At 72.7% G+C, this 21,774-nt stretch carries 18 protein-coding genes; 8 read left to right on the top strand and 10 right to left on the bottom strand.

Annotated elements, in window-relative coordinates:
- Positions 1-3: 3 nt before the first annotated feature.
- The 4 genes from ACE1OA_RS10890 to mce form a co-directional block, all read right to left on the bottom strand.
- Positions 4-978 carry an ABC transporter ATP-binding protein gene (locus ACE1OA_RS10890; protein WP_356779501.1) on the bottom strand — a complete coding sequence of 325 codons (975 nt, stop codon included), beginning with the start codon at positions 976-978 and terminating at the stop codon, positions 4-6.
- A gap of 124 nt (positions 979-1,102) precedes the next feature.
- Positions 1,103-2,041, bottom strand: a complete 939-nt coding sequence (locus ACE1OA_RS10885) for a cellulose-binding protein (protein WP_352191692.1) — start codon at positions 2,039-2,041, stop codon at positions 1,103-1,105.
- A gap of 114 nt (positions 2,042-2,155) precedes the next feature.
- Positions 2,156-6,379 carry a polarized growth protein Scy gene (gene scy, locus ACE1OA_RS10880; RefSeq protein WP_386545048.1) on the bottom strand — a complete coding sequence of 1,408 codons (4,224 nt, stop codon included), beginning with the start codon at positions 6,377-6,379 and terminating at the stop codon, positions 2,156-2,158.
- A 173-nt stretch (positions 6,380-6,552) separates the two neighbouring features.
- Positions 6,553-7,005 (bottom strand): methylmalonyl-CoA epimerase, encoded by a 453-nt coding sequence (gene mce / locus ACE1OA_RS10875; RefSeq protein WP_356607693.1) that lies wholly within the window; start codon positions 7,003-7,005, stop codon positions 6,553-6,555.
- 137 nt (positions 7,006-7,142) lie between these two features.
- On the opposite strand from mce, the gene ACE1OA_RS10870 reads away from it, so the two are divergent.
- Together ACE1OA_RS10870 and meaB are read left to right on the top strand one after the other, a co-directional pair.
- Entirely contained in the window at positions 7,143-8,342 is a 1,200-nt protein-coding gene (locus ACE1OA_RS10870) for an acetyl-CoA C-acetyltransferase (RefSeq protein WP_356607691.1), read from the top strand.
- Positions 8,343-8,374: 32 nt separating this feature from the next.
- A complete protein-coding gene (gene meaB / locus ACE1OA_RS10865) occupies positions 8,375-9,331 on the top strand; it encodes a methylmalonyl Co-A mutase-associated GTPase MeaB (protein ID WP_356607689.1) in 957 nt (318 codons plus the stop codon).
- Between the two features lie 177 nt (positions 9,332-9,508).
- Here the strand turns inward: meaB and ACE1OA_RS10860 are convergent, their stop codons facing one another.
- The 4 genes from ACE1OA_RS10860 to ACE1OA_RS10845 form a co-directional block, all read right to left on the bottom strand.
- Positions 9,509-9,985 carry a MarR family winged helix-turn-helix transcriptional regulator gene (locus ACE1OA_RS10860; RefSeq protein WP_147981268.1) on the bottom strand — a complete coding sequence of 159 codons (477 nt, stop codon included), beginning with the start codon at positions 9,983-9,985 and terminating at the stop codon, positions 9,509-9,511.
- A 294-nt stretch (positions 9,986-10,279) separates the two neighbouring features.
- Positions 10,280-11,062: an AIM24 family protein gene (locus ACE1OA_RS10855; RefSeq protein WP_356607687.1), complete on the bottom strand. Its 783-nt coding sequence runs from the start codon at positions 11,060-11,062 to the stop codon at positions 10,280-10,282.
- Positions 11,059-11,709: an AIM24 family protein gene (locus ACE1OA_RS10850; protein WP_356607685.1), complete on the bottom strand. Its 651-nt coding sequence runs from the start codon at positions 11,707-11,709 to the stop codon at positions 11,059-11,061. The genes ACE1OA_RS10855 and ACE1OA_RS10850 overlap by 4 nt, the downstream gene beginning before the upstream one ends.
- Positions 11,709-12,347, bottom strand: a complete 639-nt coding sequence (locus tag ACE1OA_RS10845; protein ID WP_187282897.1) for an AIM24 family protein — start codon at positions 12,345-12,347, stop codon at positions 11,709-11,711. The genes ACE1OA_RS10850 and ACE1OA_RS10845 overlap by 1 nt, the downstream gene beginning before the upstream one ends.
- Positions 12,348-12,499: 152 nt before the next feature.
- Between ACE1OA_RS10845 and ACE1OA_RS10840 the strand changes: the two genes are divergently transcribed.
- The 5 genes from ACE1OA_RS10840 (at position 12,500) to ACE1OA_RS10820 (ending at position 18,105) form a co-directional block, all read left to right on the top strand.
- Positions 12,500-12,844, top strand: coding sequence for a DUF3817 domain-containing protein (locus ACE1OA_RS10840; RefSeq protein ID WP_356607682.1), 345 nt, complete (start codon positions 12,500-12,502; stop codon positions 12,842-12,844).
- On the top strand, positions 12,841-13,134 hold the full coding sequence (locus ACE1OA_RS10835; RefSeq protein WP_356607680.1) for an MTH1187 family thiamine-binding protein: 294 nt from the start codon (positions 12,841-12,843) through the stop codon (positions 13,132-13,134). The genes ACE1OA_RS10840 and ACE1OA_RS10835 overlap by 4 nt, the downstream gene beginning before the upstream one ends.
- Before the next feature lie 358 nt (positions 13,135-13,492).
- Complete coding sequence (locus ACE1OA_RS10830) at positions 13,493-14,203, top strand: TetR/AcrR family transcriptional regulator (protein WP_432752698.1); 711 nt, start codon at positions 13,493-13,495, stop codon at positions 14,201-14,203.
- Positions 14,204-14,322: 119 nt separating this feature from the next.
- Positions 14,323-16,146 (top strand): glycosyltransferase family 2 protein, encoded by a 1,824-nt coding sequence (locus tag ACE1OA_RS10825; RefSeq protein WP_432752697.1) that lies wholly within the window; start codon positions 14,323-14,325, stop codon positions 16,144-16,146.
- A 3-nt stretch (positions 16,147-16,149) separates the two neighbouring features.
- Entirely contained in the window at positions 16,150-18,105 is a 1,956-nt protein-coding gene (locus tag ACE1OA_RS10820) for a galactose oxidase-like domain-containing protein (RefSeq protein WP_432752696.1), read from the top strand.
- A 19-nt stretch (positions 18,106-18,124) separates the two neighbouring features.
- Here ACE1OA_RS10820 and ACE1OA_RS10815 read toward each other — a convergent pair whose 3' ends face one another.
- Both ACE1OA_RS10815 and ACE1OA_RS10810 read right to left on the bottom strand, forming a co-directional pair.
- Positions 18,125-19,153, bottom strand: coding sequence for a glycoside hydrolase family 6 protein (locus tag ACE1OA_RS10815; RefSeq protein ID WP_386545026.1), 1,029 nt, complete (start codon positions 19,151-19,153; stop codon positions 18,125-18,127).
- 51 nt (positions 19,154-19,204) lie between these two features.
- Positions 19,205-20,203 (bottom strand): ArsR/SmtB family transcription factor, encoded by a 999-nt coding sequence (locus tag ACE1OA_RS10810; protein WP_356607670.1) that lies wholly within the window; start codon positions 20,201-20,203, stop codon positions 19,205-19,207.
- Positions 20,204-20,279: 76 nt separating this feature from the next.
- Here ACE1OA_RS10810 and ACE1OA_RS10805 point away from each other — a divergent pair, with 76 nt between their 5' ends.
- Positions 20,280-21,767, top strand: a complete 1,488-nt coding sequence (locus ACE1OA_RS10805; protein ID WP_432752695.1) for an MFS transporter — start codon at positions 20,280-20,282, stop codon at positions 21,765-21,767.
- The last annotated feature ends 7 nt before the right edge of the window (positions 21,768-21,774 follow it).

Raw genomic sequence — 21,774 nt, 5'->3', positions numbered from 1 at the left:
CGTTCAGGCTCCCTTGGTGGTGTCGCCCCAGCGGGGACCGGCGGCGTCGGGCGCGGCCGCGCCGTGTACGTCCGTGCCGTGCGCGTGGTACTCCACGGCGCCGGCCGTCATCTGCATGAACGCCTCCTCCAGGGAGGCGCGCTGGGCACTCAGCTCGTGCAGGACGAGCCGGTTCTCCGCGGCCAGTTCACCCAGCTTCTCCGTCGTCGCGCCGTCCACCTCGAGGGCGCCGCCGCCGGCCTCCACGGCGGTGAAACCGTTGGCCCGCAGGACGTCGCGGAGCTGTTCCTGCTGCGGCGAGCGCAGGCGTACGTAGCTGCGCGAATTCTGGTGGATGAAATCGGCCATCGATGTGTCTGCCAGCAGCTTTCCCTGACCGATCACGATCAGATGATCGGCTGTCAGGGCCATTTCACTCATCAGATGGCTGGAAACGAAGATCGTCCGGCCTTCGGCGGCCAGCGCCTTCATCAGATTGCGGATCCAGTGAATTCCCTCGGGGTCCAGACCATTGACGGGTTCGTCGAACATCAGGATCTCGGGATCACCGAGAAGCGCCGAGGCGATTCCCAGCCGCTGCCCCATGCCGAGCGAGAAGCCCTTCGACTTCTTCTTCGCGACCTGCGTCAGACCGACCAGGTCGAGCACCTCGCCGACGCGGCTCGACGGAATGCGGTTGGACTGCGCGAGGCACAGCAGGTTGTTGTACGCCGACCGGCCGCCGTGCATCGCCTTCGCGTCGAGCAGCGCCCCGATGTACTTCAGCGGTTCCTGGAGCTCGCGGTAGTGCTTGCCGTCGATCCGGACCGATCCGCTGGTCGGGTTGTCCAGGTCCAGCATCATGCGCATGGTGGTCGACTTGCCGGCACCGTTGGGTCCCAGGAAGCCGGTCACCACGCCAGGCCGGACCTGGAAGGAGAGATGGTCCACCGCCGTCTTCGTTCCGAACCGTTTCGTCAGGCCCTCGAGCTCGATCATGCGTACCAACCTACGGGCGCGAAAAACCCTCCGCCACCGGAATGACGGAGGGTTTTCGCACCTTCTTGGAGGCCCGGTTCGCCTCCGGGACCCCTCAGCCCCTTCGGCTCACTCGCCGTGCCTGCTACCGGGTCTGCTGGGCCGGGACACCGCGGGTGGCCGGCTCGTCGTCGATCGGGGAACCCGCCGCGGCCACGGCCGCACCGGTCAGGGTGGCCAGCATCTCGCGGACGTTGGTCAGCTGCGCGTTGATCGAGTCGCGACGGTTCGTCAGCGCCGCCAGCTCGCGCTCCGATTCCGAACGGATCCGGTCGGCCTTGGCGTTCGCGTCGGCCACGATGTCCTCGGCCTGGCGCTGCGCGGTCTCCACCGTCTGGCGGGCCCGGCGCTCCGCGTCCGTGCGCAGCTTCTCGGCCTCCAGCCGCAGCTGCTCGGCGCGGTGCTCGATCTCCGCGAGGCGCTTCTCGGCCTTGGCCTGACGCGAGGCCAGGTCGCGCTCCGACTGCTCGCGGCGCTTGGCCAGGTTGGTCTCGAAGTCGGCGGCGGCCTGGGCGGCCTTGGCGCGGGTCTCCTCGAAGAGGGCGTCCGCCTCCTCGCGCTTGGACTGCGCGTCCTTCTGCGCCTCGGCGCGCAGCGAGTTGGCCTCACCCTGGGCCTTCTCGACGATCCGAACGCCCTCGTCCTCGGCCTTGGACTTGCGCTCCGCGGCGAAGGACTCGGCGTCGTTGCGCACCTGCTGGGCGGCCGACTCGGCCAGCTCGCGGTGCTGCTCGGCGGCGCGCCGGGCCTCCTCGCGCAGGTCCTTCGCCTCCTCCTCGGCGAGGCGGAGGATCTTCTCGACACGCGCACCGAGACCGGCGTACGACGGCTCGGCGTCGGTGACCTGGGCCTGGGCGTTCTGCGTCTCGAGGTGGAGCTCCTCGATGCGCTTTTCCAGCGAGGTGATTCGGGCCAGAGCACTGTCACGGTCGGCGACGAGCTTGGTAATGCGGTCATCCACCTGACCGCGGTCGTAACCACGCCGCACGAGCTCGAAGCCGAAGGGGGAGGAAGTGTCGCTCATGGGGTTCCTGTCGAATGAGACCGGTGAGGTGTTAGAGGGAATCCTAGGCGCCGAAGCGGCGTGTCATCGAGCGGATGCCCGTTTGATCTGGAGAATGTCCAGCCTTTTGAGTGGCTAGCCCTCGGAAGGCTTGCCACTCGAACGTGTAACCCCCGCGGACGCACCCGCCTTCACCCCGTCCTTCGCTCCGCCAGGTGCTTCGAAAGACTCCAACGCTTCGAGGACGTCCTGGACACGGGAGATCTCGGCGTTGATGTCCTCGCGGCGACGCACCAGGACGTCGAGATCGCGCTTGCCCTCGGAGATCATCTTCTCCGCCTCGCTCTCGGCGTCCGCCTTGATCTTCTCCGCCTCACCGACGAGCGTGGCCTTCTTCTGCTCCGCCTCCTTGAGCAGCGCCTCGGCCTTGCGGACCGCGGCGATGCGCACCTTGCCCGCCTCGGAACTCGCCTCGGACACGAGTTCCTTGGCCTTCGCCTCGGCCTCGGCCCGCTGTTCCGTCGCCGCCTTCACCAGCTTGTCGACCCGCTCGCCGGCCGTCTTCATCTGTTCGGCGGTCTCGCGCCGCGCCCGCTCGTGCAGCTCCTCGATCTCGCCCTCGAGCCGGGCACGCAGCTCCTCGGCCCGCTCCCTTATGGCCGTCGCGTCGCTGCGCGCTCCCACCAGGAGCTCGTCCGCGTCCGTACGCGCCTTCTCCACCAGCGAATTGCCCTCGACCGTCGCCTCGGCGACGATCCGCTCGGCCTCCTTGCGGGCCGCGCCGACCATCGTGTCCGCCTGCGACTCCGCCTCGGTGGCGGCGCGCAGCGCCTCCTCCTGGGCCTTCGCCATGAGCTGGTCGGCCTGCTCGGCCGCGTCGGCACGGCGCCTGGCCCCGGCCTCGCGCGCCTCGTCGAGCGTCCGGTCCGCCTCGGACCGGGCGTCCGCCCGCATCTGCTCCGCCGCCGCCTCGGCGTCCTCGCGGATGCGTTCGGCCTCGGCGCGGATCCGCTCGGCGGCCTGCTGTGCCTGGCCCACGTTGTCCGCGGCCTCGGCCCGCAGACGCTCGGCCTCGTCCGACGCCTCGGTACGCGTCCGGTCGGCCTGGCGCGCCGCCTCGGCGGCGATCCGCTCGGCCTCGGCGGTGGCTTCGGCGATGAGCTGGTCGGCCTGTTCGGCGGCGTCGGTGCGGCGCTTGTCGGCGGCCTTGCGGGCGTCGTCGAGGACCTGCTCGGCGTCGCTGAGGGCGGCGGTGCGCAGCGCCTCGGCGTGCGCCTCCCCGTCCCGCTTGACCTGCTCCGCCTCGGTCCGCAGCCGCAGCGCGTCCTGCTCGGTGCTCTCCAGCAGCTCGGCGGCCTCGGCGGTGAGACGCTCGGCCTCGGCGGTGGCTTCGGCGATGAGCTGGTCGGCCTGTTCGGCGGCGTCGGTGCGGCGCTTGTCGGCGGCCCTGCGGGCGTCGTCGAGGACCTGCTCCGCGTCGCTGAGGGCGGCGGTGCGCAGCGCCTCGGCGTGCGCCTCCCCGTCCTCCTTGACCTGCTCCGCCTCGGTCAGCAGGTCCGAGACCTCGGCCGTGATCCGGTCGGCCTCGGCCGTCGCCTCGGAGACCAGGAGATCGGCCTGGGCCGCGGCCTCGGACCGGATCCGGTTGGCGTCCTCGCGGGCGTCCGCACGGGTGCGGGCCGCGTCCTGCTCGGCCGCGGCCAGCGAGTCCGACGCCTCGGTCCGTACCCGCTGGGCGTACTCGGCGGTGTCCGCGCGCAGCCGGTCCGACTCGGCGATCGCGTCCGCGACCGTCCGCTCGGCCAGCGCCTTCGCGGCCGCGGTCTCCTCCTGGACCCCGGCGCGGATGCGGTTGGCGTCCTCGGTCGCCCGCTCCCGCTCCTCGTACGCGTCGGCGCGGACCCGGTCCGCCTCCTCCTGCGCCTCGGTGCGGGTGCGCTCCGCCGCGTGCTCGGCGGCGCTGCGCAGGCCGGCGACCTCCTCCTCGGTCTGCTCCTGGAGCCCGGCGACGGAGTCCCGGACCTGCTGCGCGGTCTGCTCGGCCGCCGACACCATCTCGGTCGCGCGCCTGTCGGCCTCCTCGACCAGACGCTGCGCCTCGGCCTGCGCCTCCTCCACCCGCTTGCGGGCGGAGGCGAGCAGCTCCTCGGACTGCTCGCGGGCGTTCTCGCGCTCCCGGCCGGCCTCGGAACGGGCCGAGTCCAGGGTCTCGTCGGCCTCCCGGCGGCGCCGGTTGGCCTCCTCCTGCGCGGCGGCCAGCGCCTCGGCGGCCTCCGTTCCCACCCGCTCGGCGGCGGCCGCGGCCTCGGCGCGGACCCGGTCCGCGGTCTCCTGGGCCTCCGTCTTCAGCCGCTCGGCCTCCGCGGACGCCTCGGTCCGCAGCCGGACCGCGGCGTTCTCGGCCTCGGCGCGCGAGGTGGACGCGTCCGACGCGGCCTCCGTGCGCAGCCGCTCGGCCTCCTGCTCGGCCTGCGCCTGGAGCGTACGGATCCGCTCGGCGGCCTCGGCGCGCAGCCGCTCCGTCTCCTCGGACGCCTCGCGCCGGATGCGCTCGCTCGCGGCGCGGGCGTCGGTGAGGGCCTGCTCGGCGTTCTCGACCCGCGACGCCGCCTCGGTGTGCAGCCGGGTCAGCTCGTCGGCGGCCTCCGCGTGCCGCGCCTCGACGGCCCGCTCGGCCTCCTCGCGCAGCTCGGTGGCGGCCCGCTCGGCGGCCTCCTTGACGCTCTCGGCCTGCTCCTCGGCCTCGTTCCGCATCCGCTCGGCCTCGGCGCGGGTGCGCTCCAGGGTCTCCTCGGCCTGGGTGCGCAGCGTCTGCGCGCGCTCCATGGCCTCGGCACGGACCCGGTCGCCCTCGGCGCTCGCGCCGGCACGCATCTCGTCGGCGTCCGTGCGGGCCTTGGTCAGCAGCTCCTCGGCCCGGCGGGCCGCCTCCTCGATCTGCTGGACGGCCTCGCGCCGGGCCTCGCCGCGGATCCGCTCGCCCTCGGCGATCGCCTCGGCACGCAGCTGCTCGGCCTCGCCGCGCAGCCGGCGCGCCTCCTCCTGCAGCTCGACCGTCTTGGCGCGGTACTCCTTGGTGTCGTCCTTGGCCGAACCCAGGACCTCGCCGGCCTGCTCCTCGGCCTGGCTGCGCAGCCGGTCGGCCTCGCTCTCGGCCTCGCGACGGATCCGCTCGGCCTCCTCGGACGCCTTGCGGGTGGTCTCGCGGGCGTCCTCGGACGCCTTGGTGAGGACCTCCTCGGCGGACCGCGCGGCCTTGGCCAGCGCGGCGGCGGAGTCCTCGGCGACGACCGTACGGGCCTTCTCGGCCGCCTCCGAGACGAGCTTCTCGGAGGCGGCGGTCGCCTCGCGGAGCTTCTCCTCGGCCTCGGCCTTGAGGGTCTCGGCCTCCTTCGTGGCCTCCCCGACGAGCCGGGCGATCTCCGCCTTCGCGGTGCGGGTGCGCTGCTCGTTCGTCGACTCGGCGGAGGAGAGCGTCTTGGCCGCCTGCTCCCTGGCCTCGGTGAGGGCCTTCTCGGCCTCCGCACGGGCCTCGCGGAGCTTCTCCTCGGCCTCCTGCATCCGCTGCTCGGCGGCGCGGGACAGCTCGGTGGCCCGCTGGCGGGCCTGGTCGCTCTCGGCGGTGGTGGCCGACCGGAGCTGCTCGGCGTGGCTGGTGGCCTCCTGCGCCTGCGTGGAGGCGGCGTTCAGGAGCCGTTCGGCGTCCCGGCGGGCGCGGAGCAGGATCGCCTCGGCCTCGGCACGGGCGGACTCCGCCTCGGAACCGACCCGGTGCCGGGTCTCCTCGGCGAGCCGGGTGGCCTCGGCGCGCGCGGTGGCGAGCGACTGCTCGGCCTCGGCGCGGGACTCCTCCAGGAGGCGGCGGGCCTGGGACTCGGTCCGGGCGCGCAGCTGCTCGGCCCAGGCGACGTTCTCGTTGACGTGCGCCTCGACGGTCTGGCGGCGCTCCGCCAGCTCCTGGTCGAGCCGCTGCCGGCGCTGGACGGCCTCGGCGTGCAGCTCGGCCTGCAGGCGCGCCTGGTGCTCGGCGTGCTCCTGCAGGATCCGCTGGGTCTGGGCGCGGGCGTCGCGCAGCTCGCGCTCGGCGTCCTGGCGCAGCTGCTCGGCCTGGATCTGCGCGTTCCGCAGCAGCTGCTCGGCCTGGTAGCCGATGTCCGCGCTGTCGTACGCGGGCCGGGTGGCGATCGTGCGGCGCGCTTCATGCAGCTTGGCACGCAAGACCTCGACCTGGTAACCGAGGTCCTCGGCGTGCTGGACTGCCTTCTCCCGCTCGGTCTTCAGCCGGTCCATCTCGGCTTCGAACCGCGAAAGATGGTCGTCTTCAGCTCGGTGGCTCTCCTGGCGTTCGTAGCCCCGCACTGCGCGGTCCCATCCGTCCCCTGGTCGCAACTCCTCTGAGCACCGTTCCCCGGCGAACGGGCCCCCCGGGAATGGTGGCAGATCGGATACCCCGACTTCGACGCCGCATGGCATGCGGCACCGACCGGCCCCGGCCCGGAGCCGCCCACTCTACCGGGCCGGGAATCCGGAGGTCAGTGCTCCGCCGAGGAGTGGTCGCCGGACGGCTCCGCCGAGGTGACCAGTTCGGTCAGGACACCATGGCAGTCCTTGGGGTGGAGGAAGGTGATGCGGGAGCCCATGGAGCCGATCCGGGGCTCGTCGTAGAGGACCCGGACGCCCTTGGAGCGGATGTCGGCGGCGTCGCCGTCCACGTCCGCGGTCCCGAAGGCGATGTGGTGGACACCCTCGCCGTTCTTGGCCAGCCACTTGCCCACCGCGGAGTCCTCGCGGGTGGGCTCCAGGAGCTGGAGGTACGAGGCACCGCCGTCGGAGGTCTCGTTGATCTTGAGCATGGCCTCGCGGACGCCCTGCTCCTCGTTGACCTCGGAGTGGAACACCTCGAAACCGTACGTCGCACGGTAGAACTCGACGGTCTTGTCGAGGTCGAAACAGGCGATCCCGATGTGGTCGATTCGCGTCAGCATTCCTCCAGTGCAGCGCCACGGAGGTGGTTACGCAACGTGCGCGCCGTCACACCGGTGGGCCGGTGACCTCGCGCGGCACCGCTCAGTACATTGGCGGTAAACCCTCGTTCACTCCTCATCCCAAGGGGCCGTGTCTCATGTCTGGAACGACCGGTACCACCTCAGTGATCGTCGCGGGCGCCCGCACGCCCATGGGGCGACTGCTCGGCTCGCTCAAGTCCTTCTCCGGCGCCGACCTGGGAGGCTTCGCCATCAAGGCGGCGCTCGACCGCGCCGGCATCGGCGGCGACCAGGTGCAGTACGTGATCATGGGCCAGGTGCTCCAGGCGGGCGCCGGCCAGATCCCCGCCCGCCAGGCCGCCGTCAAGGCCGGCATCCCGATGAACGTCCCGGCCCTCACCGTCAACAAGGTGTGCCTGTCCGGCCTGGACGCGATCGCGCTGGCCGACCAGCTCATCCGCGCCGGCGAGTTCGACGTCGTCGTGGCCGGTGGCCAGGAGTCGATGACCAACGCCCCGCACCTGCTGCCCAAGTCCCGCGAGGGCTTCAAGTACGGCGCGATCGAGATGCTCGACGCGATGGCGTACGACGGCCTCACCGACGCCTTCGAGAACATCGCCATGGGCGAGTCCACGGAGAAGCACAACACCCGCCTGGGCATCCAGCGCGCGGAGCAGGACGAGATCGCCGCGCTGTCGCACCAGCGCGCGGCCGCCGCGCAGAAGAACGGCATCTTCGAGGCCGAGATCACCCCGGTCGAGATCCCGCAGCGCAAGGGCGACCCGGTCGTCTTCTCCCAGGACGAGGGCATCCGCGCCGAGACCACGGCCGAGTCCCTCGGCAAGCTCCGCCCGGCGTTCGCCAAGGACGGCACCATCACCGCCGGCACCTCCTCGCAGATCTCGGACGGCGCCGCCGCCGTCGTCGTGATGAGCAAGGCCAAGGCCGAGGAGCTGGGCCTGGAGTGGATCGCCGAGATCGGCGCGCACGGCAACGTGGCGGGCCCGGACAACTCGCTGCAGTCGCAGCCGTCCAACGCGATCCTGCACGCCCTCGCGAAGGAGGGCCTGAGCGTCGACGACCTCGACCTGATCGAGATCAACGAGGCGTTCGCGGCGGTCGCCCACCAGTCGATGAAGGACCTGGGCGTCACCTCCGAGAAGGTGAACGTCAACGGTGGCGCGATCGCGCTGGGCCACCCGATCGGCATGTCCGGCGCCCGCGTCGTGCTGCACCTGGCCCTGGAGCTCAAGCGGCGCGGCGGCGGCACCGGTGCGGCCGCGCTGTGCGGCGGCGGCGGTCAGGGCGACGCGCTGATCCTCCACGTCCGCAACTAGGCGCAGTCCCGGCAAGTAAGGAGCATCGGCACATGGTGGACGTCCCCGAACTGGTCGCCCAGGCGCGGGAGGGCAGGCCGCGGGCCGTGGCCCGGCTGATCTCGCTCGTGGAGGGGGCGTCCCCGCAGCTGCGGGAGGTCATGGCGGCGCTGGCGCCGCTGACCGGCGGTGCGTACGTGGTGGGCCTGACGGGCTCGCCCGGCGTGGGCAAGTCCACGTCGACCTCCGCGCTGGTGGCCGCGTACCGGCGGGCCGGCAAGCGGGTCGGCGTCCTGGCCGTCGACCCGTCGTCGCCGTTCAGCGGCGGCGCGCTGCTCGGCGACCGCGTCCGGATGTCGGAGCACGCCTCCGACCCGGGCGTGTACATCCGCTCCATGGCCACGCGTGGCCACCTGGGCGGTCTGGCGTGGTCGGCCCCGCAGGCGATCCGCGTGCTGGACGCCGCCGGCTGCGACGTGATCCTCGTGGAGACCGTCGGTGTCGGCCAGTCCGAGGTGGAGATCGCCTCCCAGGCGGACACCTCCGTGGTGCTGCTGGCGCCCGGCATGGGCGACGGGATCCAGGCCGCCAAGGCGGGCATCCTGGAGATCGGCGACCTGTACGTCGTGAACAAGGCGGACCGGGACGGCGCCGACGCGACGGCCCGCGAGCTGAACCACATGCTGGGGCTGGGCGAGGCGCGCGGCCCGGGCGACTGGCGCCCGCCGATCGTGAAGACGGTCGCGGCGCGGGGCGAGGGCATCGACGAGGTCGTCGAGGCGCTGGAGAAGCACCGCGCGTGGATGGAGGAGCACGGAGTGCTCGCCGACCGCCGCCGGGCCCGCTCGGCGCGCGAGGTCGAGACGATCGCGGTCACCGCGCTGCGCGAGCGGATCGGCGACCTGCACGGCGACCGCCGCCTGGACGCCCTGGCGGAGCGCATCGTGGCCGGCGAGCTGGACCCGTACGCGGCCTCCGACGAGCTCATCGCGAGCCTGACGGGCAACTGACACGACCGAAGAGGGCCTCCCCGCGCGGGGAGGCCCTCTTCGGTGTACGCGGCGCCGCTCCGCGCTCTCGGGGCGCCTCAGGCCGCCCACGGGGGGTCACCCCGTTTTCGAGCCCGTCTGCGCCGCACCCGCCCGGCAGCGGCCGTGCGGGCCCCGAGGGGAATCCGGCGGTGCGCGCTACGGCTTGCCGCGTCGGCCCCGGAGCTGCTCCGCGACCGGCTTGAGGGACTCGTGCAGGTCGCCGAGCGCCTCGGGGGAGAGCTGGTCGATGAAGTGCCTGCGCACCGAGTCGACGTGGTGGGGTGCCACCTTGCGCATCGTCTCCATGCCCTGGTCGGTCAGGACGGCGTACAGACCGCGGCGGTCCGACTCGCAGTTCTCGCGGCGGACCAGGCCGGCGTTCTCCATCCGGGTGATCTGGTGAGAGAGGCGGCTCTTGGACTGCAGCGTGGCCGCGGCCAGATCGCTCATGCGCAGACGACGGTCGTCGGACTCCGAGAGGTTCACCAGGATCTCGTAGTCGTTCATGGTCAGGCCGAAGGGCTGGAGGTCCTTCTCCAGCTGGTACGTCAGCATTCTGTTGACGTCCAGGTAGGTGCGCCAGGCGCACTGCTCGGCGTCGGTGAGCCAGGGGGTGGCCGTCTCGGTCTCCATATATGGATTCTACCTAAGAAGTTGAATACTGGACGAAGTAGGGGACTGTGACGCGGGGCACCCGGAGCCCGGCAAACGGGTGCAGACGTTCGAGGGCGTCACACTCCGCAGACTACCGTTCACTCGCCGGACCGGGAGCGGCCCGGCGGCGGGCCGGGCCGGAATCAGACCCGGCCGGTTCGCACCCGCCCCGGACGGTCGCCCACCCGCCCGCGGGCCGCGCCCGACCCGCGGCCCCGCCCGGGCTCCGGGCGGGGTGAGCGGGGTTTCCCCCGCCCGGAGGCGGGGGGAGGGTCAGAGGCCGAAGCGGCGCTGGAGGTCCCCCAGCTGCCCGGGAAGGCGCGGTACGGATCCGAGCGGTCCCTGGCCGGAACCGTGCGGACCGTGGCCCGGAACACCCGCCTGGGCCGGCGTCTCGCCGATCGCCCGCTCCGCCATCAGCAGCTCGGTCGACTGGAGCAGCACCGTACCCGCTCCGACGAACTCGAACTGGTGCTCCTCGCCCGAGGTCCCGCCCAGCCCCGTCAGGGCCCGTACCCCGCCCATCACGCCCGTCATGTACCCGTGGTCGTAGTGGTGGCAGGGGGACGGGCAGTCCGCCCAGCCGACCAGCGCCTGCGGGTCCACCCGCAGCGGGGGCTCCATGAAGACCACCGGGCCGTTGGAGGCCGCCACGAACTTGCCGGTGCCGATCAGCGTCACGAAGCCCGGCACGATCGACTGCTTCAGGGCCAGCGTCGGCTGGTAGGCCAGGAGGTTGCCCGAACGGATCGTCAGGTTGCCCTCGTCGAGGTCGTACGAGTTCACGTCGAAGGCCCGGTCGGCGAGCAGCATCTTGCCGCTGCCCTCGGCGACCACCCAGTCGCTCGCGTGCAGCGGCGAGTGGAAGGACGTCCGCACCAGGCGGTCCAGCCGGCCGTGGCCGATGCCGTTGAAGTCGATCCGCCCGTAGTAGGCGATCATCTTCCCCTTCTGCAGGAACCACTGGGAGCCCTTGAGCTCCACGCAGAAGGTGTAGGCGTTGACGTTGTCGTCCGACGGCAGGGTCATCGGATCGTGGATCACGGGGGCGCTCACAGCTTCTCCTCCGAGGCCTGGACGTACACGGAGCCGTTGCCGCTGAGCTCCAGCTGGAACGCCTCGCCGGAGCCGCGTCCCACCATGTCGCGCCAGCCGAGCGCGGTGGAGAGCTTGTTGCGCACGTCGCCGTGGTGGGCGACGTACGCCTGCGGGTCCACGTGGACGGCGCGGCCGGGCGTGATGGGCAGTTCGATGACGCCGCCGTGGGCCATCACCGCGACGGCGCCGTGCCCCTTGAGCGTGGTGGTGAAGAGCCCCTGGCCCGTGACCTGGCCGCGCACCATGCCCATGACCCCGCCCTGGGAGCCCATGAACATCGTGCCCTGCTCCAGGGTGCCGTCGAAGGCGAGCAGCCGGTCGGCCTCCACGTACAGGGTGTCGCCGGTCAGCCGGATCACCTGGATGTGGTGCCCGCCGTGGCCGAACATCACCGTGCCGCTGCCCTCGACGGTCATCAGCGGCGTCGCCTCGCCGGCGACTCGGCGGCCGATCATCGACATGACGCCGCCCTGGCCGCCGGAGATGTTCGGGGTGAAGGAGACGTCGCCTCGATAGGCGAGCATCGCGCCGCGCTGGCTGAACATGCGCTGCCCCGGTACGACCGTGGCCTCGACCATCTTCGAGTTGATCTCGCGGAACGGCATCAGACGTCACCCCCGATCGTGTTCCGCTCGCTGGGCTGCACGTAGACGAGCCCGTCGCCCTCGAAGCGGATCTGGAACGCCTCGCCGCCGCCCTCGCCCAGGAAGGTGCGGAAGGTCACACCGGACTGGAAGTGCTGCTGGAGGTTGCCCTGGTGGGCGATGTACGCGCCGGGGTCGACGGAGAGCGGGTACTGCGGGGTGACGCGCAGGACCACGGCCGGGCCGTCGGACATGATCGCGGCCTGGCCGGTGCCCTCGACGGTCGTCGTGAAGAGCCCGTTGCCGGTCGCTCCCCCGCGCAGGCCGGTGAAGGTGGTGCCGGTGCGCAGGCCCGCGTCGGTGCAGAGCAGGTTGCTCGCCTCGACGAAGAGCTTGTCGCCGTGCAGGGAGACCAGGTTGATCTCGGAGGCGCGGTCGGCGAACCAGCAGGTCCCCTGGCCCTTCACCTCCATCACTTCCATCTGTTCGCCGGTGAGGCGACGGGTGACCATCCCGCGCAGGCCCTCGCCGCCGCCGGACATCTTCTTGAAGGCCATCTGGCCGTCGTACGCGACCATCGAGCCGTTCTTCGCCTTGACGGCGTCGCCGGTCATGTCGACGGCGAGCACTTTGCTGCCTTGGAGTCGGAACATTGCCACGGAGGGAGATTACGGGGCGGGGTGCGGCGGCGAACAGGGACCTGCGGAGGATCCCGACCCTGATAAAGAGCCGGCAAAGTCGGGTGCCACAATGGGCGGGCGCTTGTGCATCCCTTCACAAGATCGTCGATCCCGATCCAAAGGTGACCCCCGTGGACATCAAGACCGCCTCGTCCCTCCACCGTCTCCGACTCGTCTCCGCGCCGGAGGCCGTCTCGTTCCTCCTGCTGCTGGTCTGCTCGGTGCTCAAGCGCACCACGGAGTTCAACGCGGTCCCGGTGATGGGCGCGGTCCACGGCATCCTCTTCGTCCTCTACGTGCTCTTCTGGCTGGACGCCTGGAACCGGACCAAGTGGGGCCTCACGACGGCGGCGCTCTACTTCCTGCTCTCCGTGCTGCCCTTCGGCGGCTTCTTCGCCGAGCGCAAGCTGAAGCGCGAGGCCGAGGACGCGGTCATCGCGTCCCGCGCCCGTCACGAGGGGGCGGTGAACGCGTGATCGTCGCGTTCTCGGTCACCCCGCTGGGCGTCGGGGAGGAGGTCGGCGAGTACGTCGCCGACGCCGTCCGGGTCGTCCGCGAGTCGGGCCTGCCGAACCGCACCGACGCGATGTTCACCTCCGTCGAGGGGGAGTGGGACGAGGTCATGGCCGTCGTCAAGCGGGCCGTCGCCGCCGTCGAGGAGCGCGCCCCGCGGGTCTCCCTGGTGCTCAAGGCCGACATCCGCCCGGGCGTCACGGACGGTCTGACCGCGAAGGTCGCCACGGTGGAGCGCCACCTGGAGGCCTGACCTCCGCCCCTTCGCCCCGACGCGCCGCCGGCACGTCACCGAGCCCCCGCCCGTCCACGGGTCGGGGGCTCTCTCCGTGGCCCTTGTTTGAGCGACCGCTCAAAGTGAGCTACCTTCTTTTTGAGCGGTCGCTCAATGATTTCGGCCGTCGTCGGCACCGGTGTCTCCGCGGGGGAGCGCCACCGGGCCGACGGCGACCGGCATCCGTCCGCCCGGCCCGTTCCTCCGCGCCCCCGTCGACCGACTGGCCGTCAGGCGTACGGAGTGCGGAGGCCCGACCGGCCCGCCGGCCGGCTGCGCCCGCGGGGCGGACGTGATAGAGCCCGGCGCCGGGCTCCGTACGGGAGGAGGGACCCGCGTGACCGCAGACCCCGAGAACGCGGGCAGGGCGGGCGACGCGCGCCGGAGCGCCTCCCCGGGCACCCCCAAGGACGCGCGCGGCCGCGAGACCCGGGAGAAGCTCCTCGGAGGCGCCCTGCGCACCCTCACCGAACAGGGCATCGCCAAGACCTCGGCCCGCTCCGTCGCCGCCGCCGCCGGGGTCAACCAGGCCCTGGTCTTCTACCATTTCGGCTCCATGGACGAGCTCCTCGCCGCCGCCTGCCGGCACGGCGCGGAGCAGCGCGTGACCCGCTACCGCGAGCGGCTCGCCGCGATCGGAACCTTCGCCGAACTGCTCCAGTTCGGCCGGGAGATGCACGCCGAGGAGCGGGCCGGCGGCCATGTCGCCGTACTGGCCCAGCTGCTTGCCGGAGCGCAGACCCAGCCCCGCCTGGCGCCGGCCACCGCGGCCGGTCTCGACCTCTGGATCGAGGAGCTCGAAGCCGTTCTCACCCGGGTGCTGGCCGGCAACCCGCTGGGCGAGCTCACCGACCCCGCCGGGCTCGCCCGTACCTGCGCCGCGGCCTTCGTGGGGCTCGAACTGTACGAGGGTGTGGACCCGGACGGAGCGGAGCAGGTGCTCGCCTCCCTGGAGCAGCTGGCCTCGATCGCCGCCGCCCTGGAGGAACTCGGCCCGCTCGCCCAGCGAGCCGTCCGGCACCGGCTGCGGCGCGACGGGCGTCGCTGAATCGGCCCAACGGCACCACGCACCGCGAAAACGCTCGCTCGGACGAATTCCGGTCGCGTCGGCGACGGTCGTCCCCTTTCGTGGGGACATCGACCTGTTCGACGGCAGCTGGAGGCACCGTGCGGCCGGAAGGCTACGACTACGAGACCTACAGCCGAATCGCCGGTCCCCTCACGGAGCCGGAGACGACGGCGTACCGGGTGAGGTACCGCAGCCTGCTGGCGAAGGAGCCGCACCGGATCCGAGCCGTCCTGCTGATGGCCCTCGCGCCCCTGCTCTCCGCGACCCTGCTCGTCTACCTCGTCTGGCCCAGCCACTGGACCGTCCGCGAGGACGGCGACAGCCTGCTCGTCCACCTGGACACGGTGATGCTGGTGTCGATCGGCCTCATCTGCTTCTTCATGCTGGTGAACGTCGCCTCGATCGCCCACGCCACCATGGTCGCCCGCGACCCCATACCCGTGTACCCCGAGCAGGGCACCCGGGTCGCCTTCCTCACCACCTACGTGCCGGGCAAGGAACCGCTCGCCATGGTCCGCGCGACCCTCGCGGCCGCGAGGCGGCTGCGGCACGACGGGCCGCTGGACGTCTGGCTGCTCGACGAGGGCGACGACGAGGGTGCCAGGGCCCTCTGCGCCGAACTCGGGGTCCGGCACTTCACCCGGCGCGGAGTACCCGAGTGGAACCGCGCCGAGGGCGTCCACAAGGCCCGCACCAAGCACGGCAACTACAACGCCTGGCTCGCGATGCACGGCGACGCCTACGAGTTCTTCGCCTCCGTCGACACCGACCACGTCCCCCTGCCGAACCTCCTGGAGCGGATGCTCGGCTACTTCCGCGACCCGGACGTCGCCTTCGTCGTCGGACCACAGGTCTACGGCAACTACACCGGGCCCGTCACCAAGGCGGCGGAGTCCCAGCAGTTCCTCTTCCACGCCCTGATCCAGCGGGCCGGGAACCGCTACCACGCGCCCATGTTCGTCGGCACCAACAACGTCGTCCGGGTGTCCGCCCTGAAGCAGGTCGGCGGCCTGTACGACTCGATCACCGAGGACATGGCGACCGGCTTCGAGCTGCACCGGCGCAGGAACCCCGGCACCGGTCACTTCTGGCGGTCCGTCTACACCCCCGACGTCCTCGCCGTCGGCGAGGGTCCGGCCTCCTGGACCGACTTCTTCACCCAGCAGCTGCGCTGGTCCCGGGGCACGTACGAGACGCTGATCAAGCAGTACTGGAAGACGCCCTTCAGGGTCCCGCCCGGCCGTTTCCTGAACTACACCCTGATGCTCGTCTACTACCCGATGACGGCGGTCAACTGGCTCCTCGGCATCCTCAGCTGCGTGCTGTTCCTCTGGTTCGGGGCGTCCGGCACGCAGGTGTCCTCCGCGGTCTGGCTGATGATCTACAGCGACGCGGTGGCCCTGCAGATCGGGCTGTACCTCTGGAACCGGCGGCACAACGTCTCGCCGCACGAGCCCGAGGGATCCGGAGGGCTCGCCGGCATGGCGATGTCGGCGCTCTCCGCCCCGGTCTACCTCAAGTCCCTCGGCGCCGCGGTGCTGCGCACCCGCGGCCGGTTCGTCGTCACCCCCAAGGGCGGCGAGGCCAGCCCGGACCGTGTCCTCACCTTCCGGATCCACCTCGCCTGGGCGGCCGTCCTCGTCGTCTCCCTGGCCGCCTCCGTCCACTTCCACCACACCCACGCGGCCATGCGCACCTGGTCCGTCCTCGCCCTGGCGCTCACCCTCAGCCCGCTCGCCGTCTGGGGCTGGAGCGTCCTGCGCGGCGGCCGGGTCCGCGGCGGCGCCCGGACGGGTGGTGCCCCCGCCGTCGCCGAGCCCGGGGCGCCCCCGCCCGCCGTCCTGGTGACGAAGACGACGACCGCCGCGTCCGGCCCGGCCGGACCGACCACGGCGGCGCCCACGACGACCGGAGGAAGCTGACACATGGTCCGACAGCCGTCGAAGAAGCTCAGGAAGAACCTTTTCGGCGGGGGAGCCGTCGTGGTCCTCGCGGCGCTGAACGCCCCCGCCGCCGTCTCCTTCGTCGAGGCGAAGTACCACACCTACAAGATCGCCCAGCCCGGGTACCAGCGGAAGTACGGCTCCTGGCAGCAGGTCGACGTGCCCTCCGAGTACCGCGTCAACGCGATCCACGCGGCGCTGCTGCGCACCGGCAAGGTGCTGCTCATCGCCGGCTCGGGCAACGACCAGAAGAAGTTCGACTCCGGCACCTTCGAGACCGTGCTGTGGGACCCGCGGGGCAACACCTTCAAGAAGATCCCCACCCCCGAGGACTTCTTCTGCTCCGGCCACGCCCAGCTCCCCGACGGCCGGCTCCTGGTCGCCGGCGGCACCGCCCGCTACGAGATCCTCGACGGCGAGGTCAGGAAGGCCGGCGGCGGGATGCGCGTCAAGAACGAGAGCCCGGACAAGGCCGTCACCCTCAGGAAGGGCACCGTCTTCCGCTCTCCCTCGGGTGTCGAGTACGTCAGCAGGTTCGACGTCACGGTGCCCAGGGCCAAGCGCGAGTTCGAGGTCTCGTACACCGGGAGCGGTCAGATGAAGCCCTGGAAGACCAAGGTCACCGCGGCCGAGGCACGGGTCTTCGTCGAGGCGCGCGAGGAGGGCCCCCAGGCACTCACCACCGAGGCCGCGCAGTACGAGATCGTCGGTCTCAAGGGCGCCGACGCCGACAACGTCTACGGGCTCGCCCAGCGGCTCACCACCGAGAAACAGGACTTCCAGGGCATCAAGGGCGCCTACGAGTTCGACCCCCGGGCCGAGCGCTACGTCCCCGTCGCCCCGATGAAGGACGCCCGCTGGTACCCCACCCTGGTCACCCTCGACGACGGCAAGGTCCTCGCCGTCTCCGGCCTCAACGACGTGGGCGACGTCGTCCCCGGCGACAACGAGATTTACGACCCGGCGACCCGGAAGTGGTCCCGGGGACCCTCCCGCTACTTCCCCACCTACCCCTCGCTCTTCCTCACCAAGGGCGGCAAGCTCCTCTACACCGGCTCCAACGCCGGCTACGGACCCGCCGACAAGGGCCGCGCGCCGGGCCTGTGGGACCTGGAGAAGAACACCTTCACCCGGCTCGGCGGGCTGACGGACCCCGACCAGCTGGAGACGTCCTCCTCCGTCCTCCTGCCGCCCGCCCAGCGGCAGCGGCTCATGGTCCTCGGCGGCGGCGGGGTCGGCGAGTCCCCCAAGTCCACCGCCCGCACCTCCATCGTCGACCTCTCCCTGGCCACCCCGTCGTTCCGGGACGGGCCGGCGCTGCCGCAGGGCACCCGCTACCTCAGCAGCGTCCTCATGCCCGACGACACCGTCTTCACCACCGGCGGCTCCCGCCGGTACCGCGGCCGCGGCGGCAGCGACGTGCTCAAGGCGCAGTTCTACGACCCGCGGACCAACGGCTTCACCGAGGCGGCCGAGCCGACCGTCGGCCGCAACTACCACTCCGAGGCGCTGCTGCTCCCCGACGGGCGGGTGGCCACCTTCGGTTCCGACCCGCTCTTCGACGACAAGGACAACACCAGGCTGGGCACCTTCGAGCAGCGGATCGAGGTCTTCACCCCGCCCGCCCTGCACCGGGCCGGCGCCACCCGGCCCGTCCTCGGGGAGGGACCGGAGAAGGTCGACGGCAGCGGCCGGGTCACCTACCGGACGGCGGACGCGGCCCGGATCGCCACCGCCCGGCTGATGCGCCCGAGCGCGGTCACCCACACCACGGACGTCGAACAGCGCTCCGTCGAGCTGGGCCTGACGAAGGGCGCGGGCACGGTGACGGTGGACGTGCCGAAGGACCGCACGCTGGTGCCGCCCGGCTGGTACATGCTCTTCGTGACCGACGGGGACGGCACCCCGTCCGAGGCGAAGTGGGTGCAGGTCGGCTGACGGCCCGTCGTCCGGGGGTTCAGGCCCTGGCCCTCCTGGCCAGGCCCAGGGCGTAGTCCGGCCACCAGGTGCCGGCGGCCGGCCCGCCCCGGCACGTGCCGTCCGAGTCGCCGGGCCGCTTGATCCAGAGGTACGCGTCGACCCGCTCGTCCCCGGTGTCGTCGGTCGGCGGCACGCCCAGCGCCCGGCCCGGCGGATTGCACCAGGCCTCCTCCCGGTTCCCCGGCAGCGGGCCGTGGCCGTTCCGGCTGGTGTCGATGGTGAAGTGGGCGCCGCCGAGCATCGCCGACAACCGCCCGCCGAATCCCTTCACACGCTCGTTCGTCTCGAAGTTGGAGACGTTCAGCGAGAAGCCGTCCGCGCGTGCGATGCCCGCGCGCCGCAGGGGTTCGACCAGCTTGCCGGGGTCGTCGATCCACCGCGGATTGCCGGCGTCCAGGTAGACCCGGGTGCGCGGCTGCCGCTTCAGCCGGTCGATCGCCTCGGCGAGCAGCCGGTAGCGCTCGTCGTGGTACTGCCCCGGGGTGCAGCCGTCCACCATGTGCGCGACCGCGTCCGGCTCCAGGACGACCACCGCGGGCGCGTCCCCGACCGCGCCGGCGAAGGCGTCCAGCCAAGACCGGTAGGCCCGGGCGTCGGGAGCGCCGCCCGCCGAGTACATCCCGCAGTCGCGGTGCGGGATGTTGTACGCCACGAGCACCACGGTCCGCCGGTCGGCCGCGGCGCCGCGCACCGCCTTGGCGACGTCCGGCGCGGGGTCGTCCCCGGCCGGCCACTCGGCGACCGGACGCTCGGCGATCCGCCGCAGGATCCGGGCGTCCTCGGCACGGCCCTGCGCCTCGTACTCCCGGACCTGCCGGGCCGCGTCGCTGTCGGGGTCGACCCAGAAGGGGGAGCCGCCGGTGGGGGCGGCGGACGCGCCGGGGGAGGGCGGACCGGCCGGTGTCCGGCCCCGGCCGCCGGTGTCGCAGCCGGCGACGAGGAGCGCGCAGGCCAGGGCGAGGGCCACGGGGGCCGCGACGGCGGCGGTGGTGGTGCGGCGGGACATCCGGCCCCCAGGGATACGGGTCAGACGGGCCGGATCATCGTGACACAACGGTCATATCGGGTCGGGGTGCGACACCGCCAGGGCGATCCCCAGCGGGGTCCGCTCGTACAGCACCTGGTGGCCGTGGCGGCGCGAGGTCAGCAGGCCAGCCTCCCGCAGCACCCCCAGATGGGCCGACACCGAGGAGGCGGCGAGCCCGAGCCGGTGCGCCAGCGCGGTCGTGCCGGCCGGCTCGTCGAGCGCGCACAGCACGTCGGCGCGGGCCCGTCCGAGCAGCCGGGCCAGACTGTCCGGCGTCCGCTCGCGGGCCTCGGTCCACAGGCCGCCGATCCCGCGGACCGGATAGGCGACGGTCGGTTGCCAGGGCGGGTCGAAGCCGCTCACCACGTCGGGCCAGATGAAGACCGACGGCAGCAGGACGAGCCCCTGGCCGTCCAGGGCGCGGACGTGTTCGCCGCGGTAGTCGACGGTGAGGGTCGCCCGCTCGGCGGCCCAGTCGAACGCGGGGTGCAGTTCGCCCAGGAGCCGTTCCAGACCGCCCTCCGCCAGTCGGCGCGAGTGGTAGGCGACGTCCGCCTCCAGCAGCGCGCGCAGCCGCGGCCAGTCGGGGGCCACCAGGACCTCCCAGGCGACCCGGAGCAGATCGGCGAGGCGCTGGACGGCGCCGGCCGGGTCGGCGAGCATGCGCCGGCCCTCGGCGCTGTCCGCGGCCCCGGGGGTGCCGGCGAGCGCCCGCTCGAAGTCGTCCAGGGCGAGGGCCGGATCGGTCTCCCGGACGGCCGCGATCTCGTCCTCGAAGGACGCGGTCGCCCGCAGCGGGGGCGGATAGAGGAAGTCGGGACTGTGGCCGCGCCGCGGCATCAGCAGGTGCAGCGGCCGCAGGTCGAGCCCCTCGGCAGCGCCGCGGATCCGCCGCAGCCAGGGCAGGTGGTAGCCCTGCTGCCGGGGCCGGGCGAGCACCCGCACGGCCGAGTGCGTCTCCCAGAGCGGCGAGATCGCGAACCGGATCCGGAGCGGGTCGGACTCGCCGAAATGGAGGTGGTAGGGCACGGGTCCTCCGGCTCGGGAGATTCGGCTGGGGCCGAAAGTCTAGGTCCGCCGTCCCGGGCCCGGCAGTCTGCGCCGCATGCCGAGACCCGCCGACGACACGTCCCAGCCCCCGACCCGGCCCTCGCCGCGGACGCCCGAGCCCGCCCTCGCCGACCCGGGCGCGGCCGGGCCCGCGACCGCCCCCGCGGCCGCGCCGGGCGCCGTGGCCGCCGCCCCCGCCCGCGCCGTGGCTGCCGGGCCCGCGCCCGCCCTCGCCGCCGCGCCCGCGCCCGCCCCCGCCCGGGAGCCGGCGCCCACGCCCGACCCGGAGCGGGCCACGGGCCCCGGCGGGGAGGACGGGCGGCGCGGCTACCGGGCCGTGTTCGCCGTACGGGAGTTCCGGACCGTCTTCGTGGCCCACCTGCTGTCCCTCCTCGGTGTCGTCATCAGCGAGATCGCGCTCACCGTCCTCGTCTACGACCTCACCCGCTCCCCGCTCCTGTCCTCCCTCACCTTCGCGCTCGGCTTCCTGCCCTACCTCCTCGGCGGCACCCTGCTCGCCGGCGTCGCCGACCGCCACCCGCCCCGCAGGGTCCTCGTCGTCTGCGACCTCGTGTGCGCCGGCTGCGTCGCGCTCATGGCCGCCCCCGTGACCCCCGTCGCCGGACTCCTCGTGCTGCGCTGCGCCGTCGCCGCCGTCGCGCCCGTCTTCAACGGCACCCGCATGGCGACCCTCACCGACATCCTGGGCGGGGGCGAGCTCTTCGTCCTGGGCCGGTCCGTGCTGCGGATCGTCTCGCAGAGCGCCCTGCTCGCCGGCTTCGGCGTCGGCGGTGTGCTCCTCACCCTCGTCCCGCCGCGCGGGGCCATCGCGATCACCGCCGCCACCTTCCTGGTCTCCGCGCTGCTGCTGCGCTTCGGCACCCGGAAGCGGCCCGCCCGGGCGCCCGGCGTGCGCGAGGGGCTCGGCGGCACGTTCGCGGTGCTGCGCGACCGCCGGGTCCGCGCCCTCATGCTGATGTTCTGGATCCCGCCGCTCTTCGCGGTCACCCCCGAGGCGCTCGCCGCCCCCTACGCCGACGAGATCGGCGTCTCCACCGCCGCCCTCGGCCTGCTGATGTGCGCCCTTCCGGTCGGCACCATCGCGGGCGAGCTGCTCGCCGGCTCCGTGCTGTCGCCTGGGACCCGGTCACGGATCGTCGTCCCGCTCGCCGCCGTCGGGCTCCTGCCCCTCCTCCTCTACGCGACCGGGCCGGGCGTCGCCCTGGCCGCCGCGGCCCTGCTGCTGGCCGGCGCCACCGGCGCGTACACCCTGGGGCTCGACGCCTGGTTCGTCGCCGCCGTCCCCGAGCAGCAGCGGGGCCGGGCCATGACGCTGATGACCGCGGGCATGATGACGGTCCAGGGCGTGGGGATGGCCGCGGCCGGCCTCGCCGCGGAGTTCGCCGCCGTCCACCTCGTGGTCGCCGGCGCCGGCGTGCTCGGCACGCTCGCCGTCCTCTGGGTCGTCGCCGAGGTGCGGGCGACCGAGGCCGGGACGACCGAAGTGCGAGACGGGGCTGACCAGCATGTGACCAGTGGGTAAGGTCGAC

The organism is Streptomyces sp. JL2001 (genome assembly GCF_050917515.1).
Classification (GTDB): Bacteria; Actinomycetota; Actinomycetes; order Streptomycetales; family Streptomycetaceae; genus Streptomyces.
The sequence above is the reverse complement of the archived record's forward strand: the minus strand, read 5'-3'. Positions and strand labels throughout refer to the sequence as shown.